General features: G+C 39.4%; 19 protein-coding genes and 1 pseudogene. 10 read left to right on the top strand and 10 right to left on the bottom strand.

Annotation, left to right across the window (positions count from 1 at the left end; genetic code table 11):
- Positions 1-33 precede the first annotated feature (33 nt).
- Positions 34-423: a hypothetical protein gene (locus AOLE_RS18410; RefSeq protein ID WP_005301519.1), complete on the bottom strand. Its 390-nt coding sequence runs from the start codon at positions 421-423 to the stop codon at positions 34-36.
- Positions 424-529: 106 nt separating this feature from the next.
- Between AOLE_RS18410 and AOLE_RS18405 the strand changes: the two genes are divergently transcribed.
- Together AOLE_RS18405 and ppa are read left to right on the top strand one after the other, a co-directional pair.
- Complete coding sequence (locus tag AOLE_RS18405; protein ID WP_009392286.1) at positions 530-928, top strand: MAPEG family protein; 399 nt, start codon at positions 530-532, stop codon at positions 926-928.
- A gap of 127 nt (positions 929-1055) precedes the next feature.
- Positions 1056-1580 carry an inorganic diphosphatase gene (gene ppa / locus AOLE_RS18400; RefSeq protein ID WP_004795210.1) on the top strand — a complete coding sequence of 175 codons (525 nt, stop codon included), beginning with the start codon at positions 1056-1058 and terminating at the stop codon, positions 1578-1580.
- 107 nt (positions 1581-1687) lie between these two features.
- Here ppa and AOLE_RS18395 read toward each other — a convergent pair whose 3' ends face one another.
- Positions 1688-2968 (bottom strand): OprD family outer membrane porin, encoded by a 1281-nt coding sequence (locus tag AOLE_RS18395; protein ID WP_013199150.1) that lies wholly within the window; start codon positions 2966-2968, stop codon positions 1688-1690.
- Positions 2969-3926: 958 nt separating this feature from the next.
- Here AOLE_RS18395 and AOLE_RS18390 point away from each other — a divergent pair.
- On the top strand, positions 3927-4739 hold the full coding sequence (locus AOLE_RS18390) for a TorF family putative porin (RefSeq protein ID WP_013199148.1): 813 nt from the start codon (positions 3927-3929) through the stop codon (positions 4737-4739).
- A gap of 42 nt (positions 4740-4781) precedes the next feature.
- On the opposite strand, the gene AOLE_RS18385 is transcribed toward AOLE_RS18390, so the two are convergent.
- Together AOLE_RS18385 and AOLE_RS18380 are read right to left on the bottom strand one after the other, a co-directional pair.
- Positions 4782-5660, bottom strand: a complete 879-nt coding sequence (locus tag AOLE_RS18385; protein WP_013199147.1) for a dihydrodipicolinate synthase family protein — start codon at positions 5658-5660, stop codon at positions 4782-4784.
- Positions 5661-5675: 15 nt separating this feature from the next.
- A complete protein-coding gene (locus AOLE_RS18380; protein WP_013199146.1) occupies positions 5676-6452 on the bottom strand; it encodes an aldolase in 777 nt (258 codons plus the stop codon).
- 111 nt (positions 6453-6563) lie between these two features.
- Here AOLE_RS18380 and pdxR point away from each other — a divergent pair, with 111 nt between their 5' ends.
- Positions 6564-7997, top strand: coding sequence for a MocR-like pyridoxine biosynthesis transcription factor PdxR (gene pdxR, locus AOLE_RS18375; RefSeq protein WP_013199145.1), 1434 nt, complete (start codon positions 6564-6566; stop codon positions 7995-7997).
- Positions 7998-8022: 25 nt separating this feature from the next.
- Here the strand turns inward: pdxR and AOLE_RS20915 are convergent.
- The 4 genes and pseudogenes from AOLE_RS20915 to AOLE_RS18360 form a co-directional block, all read right to left on the bottom strand.
- Positions 8023-8124: pseudogene (locus AOLE_RS20915) on the bottom strand (hypothetical protein); the annotation flags it as partial.
- A gap of 3 nt (positions 8125-8127) precedes the next feature.
- A complete protein-coding gene (locus tag AOLE_RS18370) occupies positions 8128-8673 on the bottom strand; it encodes an NADPH-dependent FMN reductase (RefSeq protein ID WP_013199144.1) in 546 nt (181 codons plus the stop codon).
- Between the two features lie 104 nt (positions 8674-8777).
- Positions 8778-10262, bottom strand: a complete 1485-nt coding sequence (locus tag AOLE_RS18365; RefSeq protein ID WP_013199143.1) for a YifB family Mg chelatase-like AAA ATPase — start codon at positions 10260-10262, stop codon at positions 8778-8780.
- 65 nt (positions 10263-10327) lie between these two features.
- On the bottom strand, positions 10328-10555 hold the full coding sequence (locus AOLE_RS18360; RefSeq protein ID WP_004795193.1) for an accessory factor UbiK family protein: 228 nt from the start codon (positions 10553-10555) through the stop codon (positions 10328-10330).
- Between the two features lie 278 nt (positions 10556-10833).
- Between AOLE_RS18360 and glnK the strand changes: the two genes are divergently transcribed.
- The 6 genes from glnK to AOLE_RS18330 all read left to right on the top strand — a co-directional run bounded on the left by glnK (position 10834) and on the right by AOLE_RS18330 (position 16333).
- Entirely contained in the window at positions 10834-11172 is a 339-nt protein-coding gene (glnK, locus tag AOLE_RS18355; protein WP_000780326.1) for a P-II family nitrogen regulator, read from the top strand.
- A 56-nt stretch (positions 11173-11228) separates the two neighbouring features.
- Positions 11229-12617, top strand: a complete 1389-nt coding sequence (locus tag AOLE_RS18350) for an ammonium transporter (protein ID WP_013199142.1) — start codon at positions 11229-11231, stop codon at positions 12615-12617.
- A 164-nt stretch (positions 12618-12781) separates the two neighbouring features.
- Positions 12782-13240, top strand: coding sequence for a transcriptional regulator NrdR (gene nrdR / locus AOLE_RS18345; protein ID WP_004795187.1), 459 nt, complete (start codon positions 12782-12784; stop codon positions 13238-13240).
- A 15-nt stretch (positions 13241-13255) separates the two neighbouring features.
- Positions 13256-14341 (top strand): bifunctional diaminohydroxyphosphoribosylaminopyrimidine deaminase/5-amino-6-(5-phosphoribosylamino)uracil reductase RibD, encoded by a 1086-nt coding sequence (ribD, locus tag AOLE_RS18340; RefSeq protein ID WP_013199140.1) that lies wholly within the window; start codon positions 13256-13258, stop codon positions 14339-14341.
- Complete coding sequence (locus AOLE_RS18335) at positions 14338-15630, top strand: DNA adenine methylase (RefSeq protein WP_005301611.1); 1293 nt, start codon at positions 14338-14340, stop codon at positions 15628-15630. Before ribD ends, AOLE_RS18335 begins: the two co-directional genes overlap by 4 nt.
- 43 nt (positions 15631-15673) lie before the next feature.
- On the top strand, positions 15674-16333 hold the full coding sequence (locus AOLE_RS18330) for a riboflavin synthase (protein ID WP_013199139.1): 660 nt from the start codon (positions 15674-15676) through the stop codon (positions 16331-16333).
- 59 nt (positions 16334-16392) lie between these two features.
- Here the strand turns inward: AOLE_RS18330 and AOLE_RS18325 are convergent, their stop codons facing one another.
- Together AOLE_RS18325 and blhA are read right to left on the bottom strand one after the other, a co-directional pair.
- Positions 16393-16611, bottom strand: a complete 219-nt coding sequence (locus tag AOLE_RS18325) for a hypothetical protein (RefSeq protein ID WP_005301614.1) — start codon at positions 16609-16611, stop codon at positions 16393-16395.
- Positions 16612-16741: 130 nt separating this feature from the next.
- Entirely contained in the window at positions 16742-17380 is a 639-nt protein-coding gene (gene blhA, locus AOLE_RS18320; RefSeq protein ID WP_004795179.1) for a cell division protein BlhA, read from the bottom strand.
- Positions 17381-17388: the final 8 nt, after the last annotated feature.

The raw sequence follows: 17388 nt of genomic DNA, 5'->3' as shown, positions 1-17388 counted from the left end.
TAAAAAAAAGCGCCTTAGGGCGCTTTTTTTATTTTAGTTTTTATGGCTTTTTATAAACCAGCGGTCTATATAAGGACGTCCAATTCCGACCATCCCAACAAAAACAAGCATTGTGCCGAGTTGCAGACGTAAGTGAGTTAAATCAAGCTGACCATAACTTAAATAATTATCTGCTAAACAATATATCGTAATCACAATGAGCCAATGCCACAAAGTGAGTCGTTTAATACCGACTGCAATAAAGGTAATTGTTAAAATAACAAAGGTGCCAAGTGTCGATTGCCAATTCAAATTTGCACAAATCACACTAAGTAAAAAAGCCATAATAGGGAGTACGATCTTTAATATGCGATCTATCTGAAGTTGATTCTGTTTTTGCTTATCCAAGACTTCAAACAATTCTTTTTGATCAGGTTGTTGCATACATGGCCCTATTAATCAGTGATGACAAGTGATTGCATAAAATTTCAGGTAAAAACGCAATGTTATGATAGCATGATCAACAGTATTTTCAGTGATGGATGGCACTATGCAGGGCATCAGCGGCATTATCTATATTATTTTAGTGGCATGTTTGCTGCCATACGCATTTACCGTAATTGCAAAGTTTACAGGTGGTTTTCAGCCTGTTGATAATCAAAACCCAAGAGCTTTTTTTGCCAAAACAACTGGTTTGGCTGCTCGTGCAAATGCCGTACAACAAAATAGTTTTGAAAGCTTACCTTTATTCTTAACGGCTATTTTAATGGCTGAATATATGGTCGTTCCAGAATATTTTATTCTGAGATTAGGTTGGGCATATATTATTTTAAGAGTTATTTATGGGATCTGTTATTTAAGTAACTGGGCAACTTTACGTTCGATTGTCTGGTTCTTATCTATATTGTGCCCAATCTTCTTATTAGTGGTCACGATTAAACTGACTTGAGTGTCATTCTGTCATCATTCATATCAACTTTCGCGTGTGCGCATTGTATAATCGGCATCATTTTGATGATATCCACGCTATAATCGAGTGGATTTTACATCTGACTTCATAACGAAAGAGTATTGATATGAGTTACAGCAATATCCCAGCAGGTAAAGATGCCCCAAATGACATCTATGTCATCATTGAAATTCCTGCAAATGCAGCACCAATTAAATATGAAATCGACAAAGATTCTGATGCATTGTTTGTAGACCGTTTCATGGGCACAGCAATGTTCTATCCAGCGAACTATGGTTATGTTCCAAATACTTTGTCTGAAGATGGTGACCCGTTAGACGTACTTGTTGTAACTCCACATCCTGTTGCTGCTGGTTCAGTCATTCGTTGCCGTCCAGTGGGCAAATTAAAAATGGAAGATGATGGTGGTATCGATGCGAAATTAATCGCTGTTCCACACGAGAAATTGTCTCCATTGTATAAAGACGTTAAGGAATATACAGATCTTCCTCCGTTATTAATTAGCCAAATTGAGCATTTCTTCAGTCACTATAAAGATTTAGAACCAGGTAAATGGGTAAAAATCAGTGGTTGGGAAGGTGCTGACGTTGCTAAAGCTGAAGTATTAAAAGCAATTGAAGCTGCTAAATAAGCTTTAATTGATAAGGCTCAGAATGCCTTAATTAATATTCTGAGCTTAATAAAAAACCTACATCTGTTGCCAGACGTAGGTTTTTTTATGCTTGATAAGTTTGTGAATTAGAATAATTTCACAGGAATATCAAGGAAGATACGCCATTCATTAGTGTCAGGCATATAGTCTGCAGTATAAGCGTTATCTGCACGGTAGATCGAATTACGTAAACGTAAGCTTGAACCTTTAGCAAAACCACTTTGAACTGTGTATTTTACTTGGTTGAAGAATTCGCTTTCGCTTGAATCATCTGCACCGTTAGATGTTTTGATATCCCAACCATATACATAAGCTGTAGTCCAGTTTAGACCTGGTAATACACCTAACTTGCCAAAGTCGAGGCTATATTGGATTTGTGCAGATTTTTCATCATTACCAATGAAGTCAGACAAATAAGAGTTTGGCAAATAGACACTTTGACCGCCGTCTTGGTTCGCACCATAGTTATAGCCAATGTTACCACTGTTTTGTTGGTAAGCTAACATCACACTATGTGGACCAGTCGCATAAGTTCCTGAAACTGCCCAAATATTATTGGTTTTGTCTTCACCAGCTGGGCCAGTTGCGTATGACAATGAAGCGTTTTTATCAAATTTAGTATGATAACCACTGAAGTCATAAGTAAGTGAGCTGTCATTAGCAAGGAGTTGCTTGTAGTTCACATTCACATAATGACGATCAAGTTTGTCTTTTACATCAACGCCATAGTAAGAGCCATTGAGTTGATCATCAAACTTATATTTTGCACCCCAAACAATTGCGCTATCTAAACCATTTTGGTCAGTTGCAATTTGGTCAGAATATTGGTTTTTAGTAAATTTACCAGCAACCACTTCTAAGTCTTTAATTTCATGGCTAGTTAACAAAGTACCAGTGAAATATTCAGGCACCAAACGTGCAGTGTTGCTTGCAAGAACAGGCAAATCAAGTACTTGTGTACCGTAACGTACTGTTGTATTCGAGAAGCGAGCTTTTACGCTACCGCCACCACGTGTCCATTGATCGTACGGGTTTTCACGTACACCATTGTAACGAGGAATCATTTGGTTGCCGTTATTGTTATTTGCACCGATTTTGAATGAAAAATCACCAACAGCGCCTACACCGAAACCAACGATACCTTTAGTAAAACCGGAATCTAGTGTAACGATTGCTGTTTGAGCAAATGAACTGTCATCTTCAACGCCATTTTTTTTGTCACGTTGAATATAACCTGTACGGAAGAGAATAGAACCGTTCGCATCTTCAACAAATCCTTTTGCCTCACTTTGCTCGCTTGCCTGAGCTGAGGAAATTATTGCCGCAGAAATGAGAACTGCTAATGTAAGTTTTTGTGCATTTAGCATATTTAAAGAACCTCATAAAAACGATAAATCCTGTGCCTTGTTATTGTTCAGGGCCTAGGATTTGAATCAATTGTATAAGTAATCTATAAAAAAGATATATTTTTGTTGATTTTATTTTATATATGCTATGCAGAAATTGATTAATGTGCTACTGCTTGTTGACTAAATTTACTATTAACCTTTTATACTTAATGTATTGTTTAAAATAAAAAAGTAATTTATTTTTTAGTGTATTTTTACCATTTATTTTATATTCCAAGCTCAAAAAATAGTTGATTCTTCTGTTTGTTTTTTGATCTTTTTTGATGGATATGTTTACTTTTTAATCTTCTGTTGAGTTGATTTTTTCGACGATTTATTTTTAATATTTTTAAAGTGTTACTTTATAACGTTATTTTTAAGAACAATGTGCAAAAATAGATCACTCTAAAAGAGCCATAGAATTTAGTTTAATTGGTCAAATTTAGTGCGATATTCTGCGTAAATTTTGTGCATTACTCTTTTTACTCATATTACTGATTAAAAAAGACCCAAAATAGTTCATAAGTTTAAAAATAGAAAAAATAAAGAAATCTAATTAAATGAAATGCCCATTTACAGATCATTAAAAGTCCAGCTTTAAGAAATTTACGTAATTTTTATATTTCCTAATCAAGGTTAAATAGAAAGTTTACATTGAGTAAATGAATACTTCCCATCTCGGTTACTAGTTTCCGATAAGGGGTATTCATATGTTTATTATTTCTAAATGCACAAGAGTTTTATTTTATTTTATTGTTTTTTATGAATTTATATTTATACAAAACAAGCAGGGGTTTCAGTATAAAACAAGTTTGATCTCAAAATTAATGAAGCGCGTTGATAGCAAACATGGAATTGGCACAGCAATTGCTAAAGCTTAAGTAACACAATGTGTTTTATATACATAAATCGTGCATTCATTATGGGGGAGATCAGAATGATGAAATTTGCACTTAAGGCCTTAGGTCTTGGTATCTTTGCAGCAGGTTCAACCATGGCTATGGCTGAAGATGCACCATCTTTTTATGGTATTACCGCAACAGGGAGTGTCGCAGCAACCACAGACTACCGCTTCCGCGGAGTTACCCAATCATCAAATAATCCAGCCATTCAAGGTGGTTTTACTTTTTCTCATAAGTCGGGTGCTTATGTTGCGCTTTGGGGTTCAAGCGTTGACTTTAATACACCAGGTGTTTCAACTGAAACTGATATCTCATTAGGTTATACCAATACCTTAAAACTGTCAGATAAGCTGGCACCGACTTATGACGTGGGTGTAATTCATTACGGCTATATTGGTTCTGACTCAAAATTTACTAACCCATACAATGGGGATACTGGTTTTGACTTTAACGAATTTTACGGAAAATTAACTTTTGCTGATTCTTTATTTAAAGGTGATGCGCTTAGTGTGGGTGTAAGCTACTCAGATGATTATTGGGGGCACTCTGATGAGTTCTGGTATTTTAACATTGGCTATTCAGCACCAATTGCAGATACAGGATTCACAGGCCTTGCTTCAGTTGGTTATAACAAGCTCAAAAATAAAGACTCTTTACTTGTAGTTGCGGGTGGACCAGGTGAAGACGATAGCTATATCGATTATAAAGTCGGCGTAAACTATAACATTTTGGGTATTGTTGCTGAGCTAGATGTAGTTGGTACAGACATTAGTACTTCTGGTATGACTGATGCTCAGAAAAAACCTTACGACACAGGTTTAGTGTTTAGTTTAACTAAAACATTCTAAGTATATGCTGTAAAAAAGCGGGTTTATTGACCCGCTTTTTTATTAGTTTTCTATTTCAGAAAGTAGCTGTTTTAACTGGTTAAGTTCAATATCTGTAGCTTTAAACAGTGGCTTGCGTGGTGAACCCGCAGCAATACCTTGTAGTTGCAAACCTGCTTTAATTGTTTTTGGTAATCCACCATTTACGATAAAGCGTAGTAGAGGAAGTTGTTGGTAAAATGACTTTTGGGCCTGACTTAAATCACCATTTTTGACGTGCTGAATAAGCTGTTGAGGTAGCTGACCTAACAGATTTGGTGCTGCTGTACACCAACCACTTGCTCCAGCACATAAAGCTTCTAAAGCTAGAGGGTTGCAGCCGTTATAAAACGGAAGTTCTCCTTTTGAGAGTTCTTGAATTTTATGCATGCGCTGAATGTCACCGCTGCTTTCTTTCACCATCGTAATATTTGCAATGTTGTTAAACATGCGCACGATTAATTCTGGAGACATATCAACACCGCTAGTTGCAGGGTTGTTATAAATCATAATCGGTAAAGTCGTCGCTTGTGCAATCGCTTGATAATATTCAAAAATCTCTTGGTCTGTTAGCTTCCAATAAGATACAGGAATCACCATAAGTGCATCTGCACCATAGCCTTCTGCGATTTGCGCTTTTTTGATGGCTTGATCCGTCGTGAGTTCTGAAATTCCAATAATGACAGGTACACGTTTATTAATGCTTTCAATTGAAGTTTTAGCGACTAAACACCACTCATCCCATTCAAGATAAGCACTTTCGCCAGTACTGCCTAAAGGCGCAATTGCATCGCAGCCGTTTTCAATAAGCAAATCCAGCATCTGTTTTAAAACAGGAAGATTAATTGTGTTGTCATCAGAAAAAGGAGTAACAGGGTAGCCAATAATGCCGTTTAGTTTCATGGTCGAAATCTCTTTTTAAATACAGTCAGAATGTTTTTTCAAAGCTTTACGTGCGTAGTAAGCAAAGTTCACTTTGTTACGTTTATCGGTAGATACCCAGTCATGAGCTTCTGTAGCTAAATCGTGTGGGATCGGCTGAATTTGCCCGGCCGACATGGCTAAAAGTTGCAGTTGAGCTGCGCGTTCAATTAAAAGAGCCAAGTTACATGCTTCTTCAATGGTTTTTCCTGTGACCAGTTGACCATGGTGAGATAACAAAACAGCACGGTTTTTACCCAAAGCAGAAGAGATCAAAATACCTTCTTCATTGCCCACAGGAACACCTGGCCAATGGCCTACAAATGAGCAATCTTCGTAGAGTGCGCAGACATCCATTTGAGAAATTATGAGCGGAATTTGAAGCATGGAAAGAGCCGCTACATGAGTCGGATGCGTATGGATAATGCAGTTCACCTCTGGGTGTTCTTTATAAATCCATGTATGAAAACGGTTGGCTGGGTTTGCCATACCTTCTTGATGGATAGGTTCTAAGTCTTGATTCACCTCAAGCAAGTTTGAGGCAGTAATTTCATCAAAACCTAAACCAAAACGTTGGGTAATAAAGGATTCTTTACTTTCACTACGACAAGTAATTTGGCCTGCTAAACCAGCATCATGGCCATGATCAAATAAAATACGACAAGTGAGAGCAAGCTTTTGGCGATCAGTTAAATTTGAGTCGCTTATCCACTTTTGCATGTCTTGCTGTGCGTGTTGCATCAGCTCTTGTTTATTTACAGAAGCAGTCTTCATCTTTTCTCCAGTCCAGTTGACCAAATTAAGTAGGTGAAGGCAGAATAGAAAACAACTGGATGAATAAATACATCCAGTTGTTATAAGTTATATGGTCCAGATGGGGCAAATATGCTAAGACCTTGGCAAGTACATTTTCGTATCGATGAAAGAGAAGAAAAAACAGTTTTTTTAAAGCTTACTAACTTGATTAGTCAGGAAATTTTAAGTGGTCGTTTGGTGCAAGGGACTATGCTGCCGGGGTCTCGTAGCCTATCAAAAGAATTAGGAGTTAATCGGAAAACGGTACAAGCGGTCTATGAAGAATTAGAAGCACAAGGATGGCTTGTGACTCGTCCCAGAAAAGGCACATTTGTGGCAGATGTTTTGCCAGAAAAACAACTCCAAATAGAGTCGATATCTGAGCGAAAAGTGAATGAGAAGCCAACTATTCAAGAAGTTGCTTTATATCCACATAACGATGGTGTGCCAGATCCACGGCTTATTCCCTACGAACTATTTTCACGCGCCTATCGGCATGCACTGATTAAGATTACTCAAAACCAATACATGGGATATGGTGATCCGCAAGGTATGGCTGAGTTAAGACAAGCCTTACAACAAATGTTGTCGATGGAACGTTTTATGAATGTTGCCGCAGGTGAGATTTGTATTGTACGCGGTAGCCAGATGGGGATTTTTCTTGCATCTCGTGCATTACCTAATCGGCAGGGTGTTATCGTTGTTGAAGAGCTTTACTATCCATCTGCTTTTAAAGCGTTTCAATCAAATGGTTTTCAGGTCGTTTGTGTCAAATTAGATGAACAAGGTATTGTCATTGAGGATTTAGAACGTATTTTAAAAGAACATTCGGTTGCTGCCATTTATACAACTCCGCATCATCAATATCCCACAACTGTCACGATGCCAATGAATCGCCGTCTTCAACTCTTAGAGCTTTCAAAAAAATGGGGCTTTTATATTATTGAAGATGACTATGATCATGAATTCCATTATGACAGTCGGCCTATGCCACCCTTAGCGAGTTTGCCTCATTCTGAGTTGGTTATTCATGTGGGTTCATTATCTAAGGTCTTTGCACCCGGTATTCGCTTGGGATACATCGTGGCATCGCCATCAATCATTCAATCGATTACTGAAGATATTTTACTGATTGATCGTCAAGGTAATAATATTACTGAACTTGCCTTAGCAGATTTAATGCAACGGGGTGAAATTAAAAGACACATCCGTAAAATGAAAAAAATATATCAACTACGCCGAGACCATGCGTTAGCTGAGTTTAGAAGAGTTTTTGCAGAGCGTGTTCATATACAACCACCCGCGGGTGGAATGGCGTTATGGGTAAAATTCCAGAAACCATTTACTCAAGATCAGCTTATAAAATTAAAAGAACTCAACATTGATACAGAGCATAAGTTTAAACAAAACGAGTCTTCTAATCGTTGTATTCGTTTTGGCTTTGCAGCTTTATCAGAGAAAGAAATTACTTCTTTAATCGAGAAGTTAAATGAGGTTCTTAATAAAAGAACAGCGGACTCATAATCCTTTGTTCTAATCTTAGTGCTGATTATCTCTGATAAGACAGCGCTGTTGTAAGGAGAGGACTTTGAATCACTTCACTTTGAGCTAAGTCGGCAATGATCTGCACTACTTGTAAAACCCGATGAAAAGTTCACTCTAATTGATCTTGATACTTTTGAATCGCTGAGACAAAGCTAAGTAGGAACGGTGTAATTTGTGACTTATATTCTTCAGTTTGTAGCATCTCAACAATTTGTTCAGGCGATTTGCTAAGAAGAGAGAAGCGTAAAAATAAATCTTCAAAAAAATTGCTACTCACTGTCGAAAGTACTCTTCTTAAAGAAACTAGCATATCGTCGCCGCGGCTAGATGCATGAACTAGAACGATAGGCTTGTCTATGATTTCGGTGCGGGAAACCATCCAGTCAATTGCATTTTTAAGACCGCCTGGAATACAGCGAATATATTCAGGACTTGAGATGATAATGCCATCTGAGGCAGAAACAGATTTGATAAATTCTTCTACTACAGCAGGCGTTTTTTCTCCCTCATCATCCGGAGAAAAGATAGGCAAAGTATTAATTTGATCGAAAACTGAAAATTTAATACTGGACGGTGCTATATCTTTCATTGCTCGTAATAGCGCTGTATTTGTAGATGCCTCTCTTGCACTGCCGGAGATAGCCAAAATTTTCATAGCGTCCTCTTTGCCTTCTTATATAGGCAGTAATAAATTCTTTAATTAACAACTCATATAAATATTAAAAACAGCGGACTCACGATCCGCTGTTTTTTCATTTGTTAACTATTTCCTCGATAGGATAATGCTTCTGTAAGGTGAGGACTTTGAATCATCTCACTTTGAGCTAAATCAGCAATGGTCCGCGCTACTCGTAAAACACGATGATAAGCACGAGCCGATAAATTTAAACGTTGTTGAGCCATTTCAATCATTCGTTGAGAAGTACTATCAAGTACAGCATGTTGTTCTAGCTGCTTCGGTGAAAGCGCCTGATTTAAACAATTTTGTCTTTGAATCTGTTGTTCATAGGCATAAATCACACGTTGTCGAACACTGCTCGAATTTTCAACAGGCGTTGGATCTTGCAGTTCCTGAGCTTTTAAAGGCGGTACATCAATATGTAAATCGATACGGTCAAGTAACGGGCCTGATATACGGTTTTGATAGCGCTTAATACTCTCAGGTGAACATTGGCAACGACTGTCTTGATTAAATGCATAACCACATGGGCAGGGGTTCATCGCTGCAATCAGTTGAAAGTTAGCCGGATAAGTAATTTGCCGAGCTGCTCGTGAAATAATGATTTCTTTTGACTCAAGCGGCTGACGTAAAACTTCTAGCACCTTCCTGTCAAACTCTGGAAGTTCATCTAAAAATAGAACACCTAAGTGAGATAAGGTAATTTCACCCGGTTTAGGGTGAGATCCGCCCCCAACGAGTGCAATTGCTGATGCGGTATGGTGGGGCGCACGAAAAGGACGCTGTCCAAACGTATGCGATGTATTTGAAATCGAATAAATACTCGCAACTTCAAGTGTTTCTTGATTAGAAAGAGGTGGCAAAATTGAAGGAAGGCGTGAAGCGAGTAAAGTCTTACCGGTGCCCGGTGGTCCTTTAAAGAGCAGAGAATGTCCCCCTGCTGCGGCTATTTCTAGGGCGCGACGTGGGCGTAGCTGACCTTTTACATCTGCCAAATCAAATTTATAAGGCATTTGATTTGATGTCGTTGAAGGTTCAATCGAAGATAGAGATTTCGTGCCCAGAAAGTGTTCACAGACTTCTTTTAAATGGCTCACCGGATAACACTCAAGGTCCGGTAAATGGTTAATATCTTGACTATTATCGAGAGGTAAAAGCATTTTATGCTTGGCCTGTTGACAGGCCATGGCCAAAGTTAAAGTACCTGACACTGGTCTTACATGGCCATCCAGCGCTAATTCACCAATTAATTCAAAATCTTCGGCACAGTTTTCGGGAAGCTGACCAGAAGCAATTAAAATGCCTATAGCAATTGGTAAATCCAGACGTGACCCATCTTTGGGCAAATCTGCTGGTGCAAGATTAATGGTCAGCCGTTTAGTTGGAAATTGAAATCCACTATTAATAATGGCTGAGCGAACTCGGTCTTTACTTTCTCTGACCGCCGCTTCTGCTAGTCCGACAATGGTAAGAGAAGGTAAGCCTTGACTTACATGTACCTCAACTTCAATCAGAGGTGCATGTAAACCTAAAAGTCCCCGTGTATAAATTTTAGAAAAAGACATCTTATTGTTCCATTATGGTGCTTCATTTTTAATCGTTGTAAAGTATAAGTGCGCTACGTTGGTGCTTATTTTTTATTCTTTAAAGTTTCTTCTAACAGACTTACTTGTTTTTGTAGCTCTTCTAAACGTTGAGTGGCAGATTGAAGTGCAGTCTTTTGACGGTCAATTTCTTGTTTGGAAACAAGATCCAACTTTTCGACTGCTTCATTTAATAATGCACGTAAATTTTTTTCCAAATCTTTTTTAGGCTCATCAATTTGTTCCAAAATGGCCTGTAGTAATGTTTCTAGCATAAAATATCCAAAGTGTTGTATTACCTTATGGTTTACAGTTTAACACTGCTTGAACTTGGGATATAGGTTTCAATTCTTTTAGTACAAATAGAACATTAAATAAGCACTCAACGATACTTAAAATTCATTTTATTTTTAATAGCTCATCTACATCTTGATCACTAAATAGGTTATAAAGAAAGTTCATGCAATAGATTCATTTCCCTCAACCTTTGAAATATTGGCATGAAAATTGAACATAAAACCTTACTGGTGAAAAGAAGCCGAAGGAAACAAACATGAAGCTTGTAACTGCAATTGTAAAACCGTTTAAATTGGATGATGTGCGTGAAGCGCTCTCTGACATTGGTGTACAAGGGATTACCGTAACTGAAGTTAAAGGTTTTGGTCGTCAAAAAGGACATACAGAACTCTACCGTGGCGCAGAGTATGTGGTTGATTTCTTACCTAAAGTAAAAATCGAAATTGCGATTAGTGATGAAATGGTTGACGCGGTAATTGAATCAATTACTCGTGTAGCAAGCACTGGAAAAATCGGCGATGGTAAGATTTTTGTGACTAACCTGGAACAAGTTATCCGTATCCGTACGGGTGAAACTGGACCAGATGCTGTCTAATTGGCACAAAGCTTGCTGAGTAGAAAATAACTCGCAAATGAGGTTGGGGGACACGAATGAAAAAAATGCTTATGGCGCTGAGTCTATCAGGCGCTCTTTTGGGTGGTACTGCCGTTTGGGCAGAAGATGCTGTAACAACGCCTACATCGGAAGTTGCGGCTACATCAACATCTCCAGCTACTGCAACCACTGCAGAAGCACCAGTTGCTGAAACTCCAGCAGCTCCAACACCAAAACTTGATACAGGCGATACATCTTGGATTTTAGTTTCAACAGCTTTGGTTCTATTAATGACCATTCCTGGTTTGGCACTATTCTACGGTGGTATGGTACGTAAGAAAAATGTATTAAGTACTATGATGTTCAGCCTTTCCGCTGCAATTTTAGTAAGTTTGCTGTGGGTGATTGCAGGGTATTCAATCGCGTTCTCTGGCACAGGTGCATTTTTTGGTGATTTGTCTAAAGCAATGCTCAACGGAGTCGCGTTTGATGCATTGAGCGGGACAATTCCTGAAAGTCTCTTTGTTATTTTCCAAATGACTTTTGCCATTATTACAGTTGCAATCCTTAGTGGTTCTATTGCAGACCGTATGAAATATTCAGCTTTCATGGCATTCATTGCAATTTGGGTACTTGTTGTTTATGCACCAATTACTCACTGGGTTTGGGCAACAGATGGCTGGTTGTTTAAAGCAGGCGCGTTAGATTTTGCTGGTGGTACAGTTGTACACATCAACTCAGGTGTTGCAGGTCTCGTTGCTGCTTATATGCTTGGAAAACGTATTGGCCTTGGCCGTGAATCTATGGCTCCGCATAACTTGACTCTAACTGTTGTTGGTGCAAGCTTACTTTGGGTGGGTTGGTTCGGCTTCAACGGTGGTAGTGCATTAGGCGCGGGTGCTCGTGCAAGTATGGCAATTTTAGTGACCCAAGTTGCTGCTGCCGCTGCTGCATTCTCTTGGTTAGTTGTTGAACGTATGATCCGTGGCAAAGCATCTGTATTAGGTGGTGCTTCTGGTGCGGTAGCTGGTTTGGTTGTGATTACACCAGCAGCAGGTTTTGTCGGTGTAGGCGGTGCTTTAGTCATGGGCCTTATCGGTGGCGTAGTGTGCTTCTGGGGTATTACTGCACTTAAACGCTTACTTAAAGCCGATGATGCTTTGGATGCGTTTGGTTTACATGCTGTAGGTGGTATTGTCGGTGCGATTTTAACTGGCGTATTCTACAGTGACGAAATTATTAAAGCAGCTAACGTTACCTTAGCTCCAACATTCGCTGGCCAATTATGGGTACAAGTTGAAGGCGTATTGGCAACTATGGTTTACAGTGGTATCGCGACTTTCGTTATTCTTAAAGTGATTGATCTTGTGATTGGTATCCGTGTGAACGCTGATGATGAGCGCATGGGTCTGGATTTAAGCCAACATGGCGAACGTATTGAATAATCATCATTAATATATCTGCTGTCTTAAAAGAACAGTCTTGAGCTGTGATCAAAGCGATACTTTGATCTTGCTCAGGACTGTTTTTTTGTCTTATAGAATGCTGGTTCTGTAAGTGTAGAAATTTTGCTACACTAGGTCAAAGTAATCGACCCTATAAATCCGCTATGCATTGTCCATTTTGCAACGCCGCAGATAGTAAAGTCATCGATTCACGTTTAGCCGCCGAAGGCTGTCAGATTCGTCGACGTCGTGAGTGTGTAAGTTGCGGTGAACGTTTTACCACTTTTGAAAGCTATGAAGTGGTAATGCCCCGTGTGATCAAATCGAATGGAAAAAATGAACCTTTCGATGAGGCCAAATTACGTCGTTCGTTAATGCATGCTCTGCAAAAACGTCCGGTCACACAAGAGCAGATCGAAACAGTTCTAAGTGATATTCAGTTGCAGATTCGCCGTTTAGGTGAACGTGACGTAAAATCTAGAACAATTGGCGAAATCGTCATGCAATCGCTATTTGCCCTTGACCATGTCGCTTATGTCCGATTTGCTTCTGTATATCAAGATTTTCAGGATGTTGAGGCGTTTCGCCGTCAAATTGAGCAAATGCAGCAACGTGAACAATAACTATTTGAGATTTTTATGTCTGAGTTGAAACAAGATCAATATTGGATGCAGCAAGCCATTGAACTTGCCAAACGAGGTCTATATTCGACTAAGCCTAATCCAAATGTTGGCTGTGTCATTGTCAAAGATGATCAGTTAATCGGTGAGGGCTTCCATCCTAAAGCAGGTCAACCACACGCAGAGGTTTTTGCCTTACGTCAGGCAGCTGAGCAGGCTCAAGGTGCAACAGCATATGTGACGCTTGAGCCATGTGCACATTATGGGAGAACTCCTCCTTGTGCCGAAGCATTGGTTAAGGCACAGGTTAAAAAGGTGGTTGTGGCATGTCCTGATCCAAACCCACTTGTTGCAGGTAAGGGTGTTCAGATTCTGAAAAATGCCGGAATTGAAGTAGAAGTTGGCATTTGTGAAAATTTGGCAGAAAAATTAAACCAAGGTTTTTTAAAGGCGATGTCTACGGGCATGCCCTATGTACGCTTAAAAGTAGCTTCAAGCCTAGATGGGCGTACTGCAATGGCATCGGGCGAATCGAAATGGATTACCGGTGCAGTTGCCCGTCAGGATGTCCAGCATTGGCGTGCCATTTCAGGAGCGGTGATTACAGGTATTGAAACTGTGATTGCAGATGATTGTCAGCTTAATGTGCGTTCACTCGGTCATATTGATATTGAGACAGTTGCTCAACCAAAACGGGTTGTTTTAGATCGTCAGGGGCGTTTGCCACTTAATGCTAAAATTTTAGAAAACCCTGAAACTGTGCTGGTGATGGGGCCATATCGTCAAGAACTTGCCGATTTAGGCGTGATACAATTAGAAATTCAGCCTTTAAAAATACTGTTACAGACCCTATCTAAGCAACATCAAATTTATGATGTATTGGTGGAAGCCGGTGCGACATTATCTACTGCCTTTTTACAAGAAGGTTTGGTAGATGAGTTGATCAGTTATATTGCCCCAACATTCTTGGGGAAAAGTGCAAGAGCCATGTTCAATGCAGAGTTTGAATATATGGCACAACAACTTCGTTTTACACTTCTTGATGTGACACAACTTGATCAAGATATACGCTTAAGGTTAATCCCTACGCAAGAGAAAGTATGAATTCAGAGCCTTCGGTTTATCACAAACGTCGTCATGCGGCCCGTACGACAGACGAATATCTTTTCCATCAGCTTGTTCCTTATTTAGGTAACAAGCGCCGATTGCTCCATCTAATTTTAGAAGCCCTTGAAATTACAGGGACACTGAATAGCAAGAAAAAGAATCCTCCGATTTTTGCCGACTTTTTTGCCGGCAGTGGTGTCGTATCTCGTTTAGCACGTCAAAATGGTTACCGTGTGATTGCAAATGACTGGGAACCTTATAGCCATGCTTTAAATCATGCGATTTTAGCTTGTACCGATGCACCTGCTTTTAAAGAGCTGGGTGGATATCAGAAGGCAATTGATTATTTAAATCGCTTACCTGAAGTTAAAGGTTGGGTTACGCATAACCTTTGTCCACGTAACGATGATGTATACGATCCAACTCGTGACCGTTTGTTCTTTAAACGCCGTAATGGTATGCGTATTGATGCGATTCGCCAGCAGATTGCAACATGGCAGGCACAAGGTGCAATTAATGATGTAGAGATGAGTGCTTTGCTTGCACCATTACTCTATTCAGCAAGTTTTGTCAGTAACACCAGCGGTGTATTTAAAAGTTTCCACCAAGGGTGGGGCGGACGTACACAAACTGCATTGGAACGAATTGAGTCATTGCTTTGGTTAACACCAAGCCGTTTTTGCGAGATTGGTGATCGTAAGCGTCCTGCTGCTGAAATGTGGTGTGTAGATTCACAGCATCTAGCAAATCAAATGAGTGGTTTTGAAGTCGATGTTGCCTATCTTGATCCACCCTATAACCAGCATGCATACAGCAGTAATTACCATGTTTTGAATGCATTAACTTTATGGGATCAGGTCGATTTACCATCACCAGATACTAAAGGTTATAAGAGTGGAATTGATAGAGCTTGGCGTAAAGAGCGTCCAAGTCCTTATAACTCTTCTAAATATGCAAAAGATGCGTATGAAAAGTTACTTTCAACCATCAATGCCCGCTATATTCTGACCAGTTATTCAACTGATGGTAATATCGAGCCTAAAGATTTGCTTATGGCTAATCTGGAGCGCGGTAAAGTGACCTTGTTAACACAAGATGTTCCGCGCTATCGAGTAAGTAAACAGCGACAGTCTGAACGTGCACGCGTGCTTGAGTTTATTGTGATTACTGATACTCATGCTAAGTCTGGACCACCATTACGTCAGTTATTAGGCCAGCTTTACCACTTCGCCGAGCTAGGTGGTGTAGATACTTCAGGTAATAGTACACAGCTCGCACTTTGGTAAGCGCTGCAATTTAAGCAGTGTAAAAAGATTTGGAGATTGAGCCATGTTTACAGGCATTATTGAAAGTTTAGGAAAAGTCGAAAGCCTGCAAAGCGTAGGTGGTGATGTGCGTTTACGTATTCAGACTGATCTGGATATGTCAGATGTACATTTGGGTGACTCAATTGCGACCAATGGAATCTGTCTCACCGTGATTGAATGGGGCGATAATTGGTACGCAGCGGATGTTTCTCGTGAAAGCTTGAATCGTACGACTTTAGGTAACTGGAAAGTTGGGCAACGTGTCAATGTTGAAAAGGCAATGTTACCGACAACACGCTTTGGTGGACACATTGTCAGTGGCCATGTTGATGGTGTGGGTGAAATTACTGTAGTACGTGAAGATGCTCGCTCAATCTATTATGACGTTACAGCACCGACAGAACTTGCTAAATATTTAGCCGAAAAAGGTTCTGTGACCGTAGATGGGATTAGCTTAACGATTAACCACTTACGTGGAAATATTTTAAGCTTAAACTTAATTCCGCATACAGCAGAGCGTACTAACATTGGAACATGGCAAGTTGGTAGCAAAGTAAACCTTGAAGTCGATGTTTTGGCGCGTTATATCGAGCGTTTATTGCTAGGTGACAAAGCAGCTGAACAAAAAACAGAGTCAAATATTAGTATGGCTTTTTTAGCTGAGAATGGTTTTTTAAAATAAAAAGCTAAATCGTTAAAATAAAAAAACCGGACACTTGTTCCGGTTTTTATTTTGAAAACTTATTGCTTGGTTAGCGTAACCGAGTTTGTGCCGACCCATGGTTTATTATGTTGGGTGCGTGTAATTGAAAATTCGCCTTTTTCTGACTCTCGTGTGAGTAAGATAGATAAAGAGTTAAAGTCGTTATGACTCATATAAAGTTCTTGTGCTGAAAATGTCCATTGTTCACCCTGATTAAGCTGCTCAAGTTGCATTGAAATCTGATGCGGAATGTCCATTTTTACCCTCATTAATTTTCATAAATAACCATGCGGTATTCTAATAATTATTTGAACTAAAAGAATATTGTGCATGACTATTCTGTGACAATTAAATGTCATTTTTATGACAAAGAGAGTCTTAAAAACTTTACTTTTCTATTTTTTCATCAGAAAACTTAGAATTCTTTAAAATGTATTCAATTTCTTCTTGAGCTGCCGAATTTAGTTTAGCTCGGAAAGCTGTTACAGACTGTTCAATTAAGCTCTCAGCTTCAAGTTCTAAACGAATACGTAAACTTTCAAGCTCAGATAAGATTTGATCATCGGTAATACTAAGTTTTACGCCAGCAGAATAATTGACTGCTGGTGTTTCAGGGTTTTTCTGATAACGCGCAGTTTGCTCTGCAACCTCTTGTTCTAAATGACTACGTAATGTGTGTAATGTTTCAGTCTGTTCATTAAATTTTCGAACTTCGTCTGCTTGCAACTCCGCAGCATAAGCAGCTTCTGATGCACGTTTGTCAGCAAGCGATTTTTCTAAAGCGAGTTGACGACGAATACGTGCTTGCTCAATGAGCTCTGCTTTAAGATCTGCGTAGGCTTGTTCAATTTTTTGCTGTGATTCTAACTGTGCTTTTTCATCATTTAAAACCCAAAGCTGAATAGGCGTTTGAGGCTCTAGTAAGTCACAAATACGTGCCAGATCCTGTTGATAGGTATGACGGACAGCTTCAGGCGCATTTAACCATCTTTTTTTAAAATCTTGCCCGACATTTAATGCCACCATGTTTCTCC

The sequence above is a fragment of the Acinetobacter oleivorans DR1 genome (assembly GCF_000196795.1).
GTDB classification, from domain to species: Bacteria; Pseudomonadota; Gammaproteobacteria; order Pseudomonadales; family Moraxellaceae; genus Acinetobacter; species Acinetobacter oleivorans.
This window is presented reverse-complemented; position numbering and strand designations above follow the sequence as displayed.

Excerpts from the sequence above, each read along its gene's own strand:
- AOLE_RS18390 (WP_013199148.1), top strand. The coding sequence starts at position 3,927 with ATGATGAAATTTGCACTTAAGGCCTTAGGTCTTGGTATCTTTGCAGCA.
- AOLE_RS18395 (WP_013199150.1), bottom strand. The coding sequence starts at position 2,968 with ATGCTAAATGCACAAAAACTTACATTAGCAGTTCTCATTTCTGCGGCA.
- ribD (WP_013199140.1), top strand. The coding sequence starts at position 13,256 with ATGTCTGAGTTGAAACAAGATCAATATTGGATGCAGCAAGCCATTGAA.
- glnK (WP_000780326.1), top strand. The coding sequence starts at position 10,834 with ATGAAGCTTGTAACTGCAATTGTAAAACCGTTTAAATTGGATGATGTG.
- AOLE_RS18325 (WP_005301614.1), bottom strand. The coding sequence starts at position 16,611 with ATGGACATTCCGCATCAGATTTCAATGCAACTTGAGCAGCTTAATCAG.
- AOLE_RS18410 (WP_005301519.1), bottom strand. The coding sequence starts at position 423 with ATGCAACAACCTGATCAAAAAGAATTGTTTGAAGTCTTGGATAAGCAA.
- ppa (WP_004795210.1), top strand. The coding sequence starts at position 1,056 with ATGAGTTACAGCAATATCCCAGCAGGTAAAGATGCCCCAAATGACATC.
- AOLE_RS18370 (WP_013199144.1), bottom strand. The coding sequence starts at position 8,673 with ATGAAAATTTTGGCTATCTCCGGCAGTGCAAGAGAGGCATCTACAAAT.
- AOLE_RS18380 (WP_013199146.1), bottom strand. The coding sequence starts at position 6,452 with ATGAAGACTGCTTCTGTAAATAAACAAGAGCTGATGCAACACGCACAG.
- AOLE_RS18330 (WP_013199139.1), top strand. The coding sequence starts at position 15,674 with ATGTTTACAGGCATTATTGAAAGTTTAGGAAAAGTCGAAAGCCTGCAA.
- nrdR (WP_004795187.1), top strand. The coding sequence starts at position 12,782 with ATGCATTGTCCATTTTGCAACGCCGCAGATAGTAAAGTCATCGATTCA.
- AOLE_RS18350 (WP_013199142.1), top strand. The coding sequence starts at position 11,229 with ATGAAAAAAATGCTTATGGCGCTGAGTCTATCAGGCGCTCTTTTGGGT.
- AOLE_RS18335 (WP_005301611.1), top strand. The coding sequence starts at position 14,338 with ATGAATTCAGAGCCTTCGGTTTATCACAAACGTCGTCATGCGGCCCGT.
- pdxR (WP_013199145.1), top strand. The coding sequence starts at position 6,564 with ATGCTAAGACCTTGGCAAGTACATTTTCGTATCGATGAAAGAGAAGAA.
- AOLE_RS18385 (WP_013199147.1), bottom strand. The coding sequence starts at position 5,660 with ATGAAACTAAACGGCATTATTGGCTACCCTGTTACTCCTTTTTCTGAT.
- blhA (WP_004795179.1), bottom strand. The coding sequence starts at position 17,380 with ATGGTGGCATTAAATGTCGGGCAAGATTTTAAAAAAAGATGGTTAAAT.
- AOLE_RS18405 (WP_009392286.1), top strand. The coding sequence starts at position 530 with ATGCAGGGCATCAGCGGCATTATCTATATTATTTTAGTGGCATGTTTG.
- AOLE_RS18360 (WP_004795193.1), bottom strand. The coding sequence starts at position 10,555 with ATGCTAGAAACATTACTACAGGCCATTTTGGAACAAATTGATGAGCCT.
- AOLE_RS18365 (WP_013199143.1), bottom strand. The coding sequence starts at position 10,262 with ATGTCTTTTTCTAAAATTTATACACGGGGACTTTTAGGTTTACATGCA.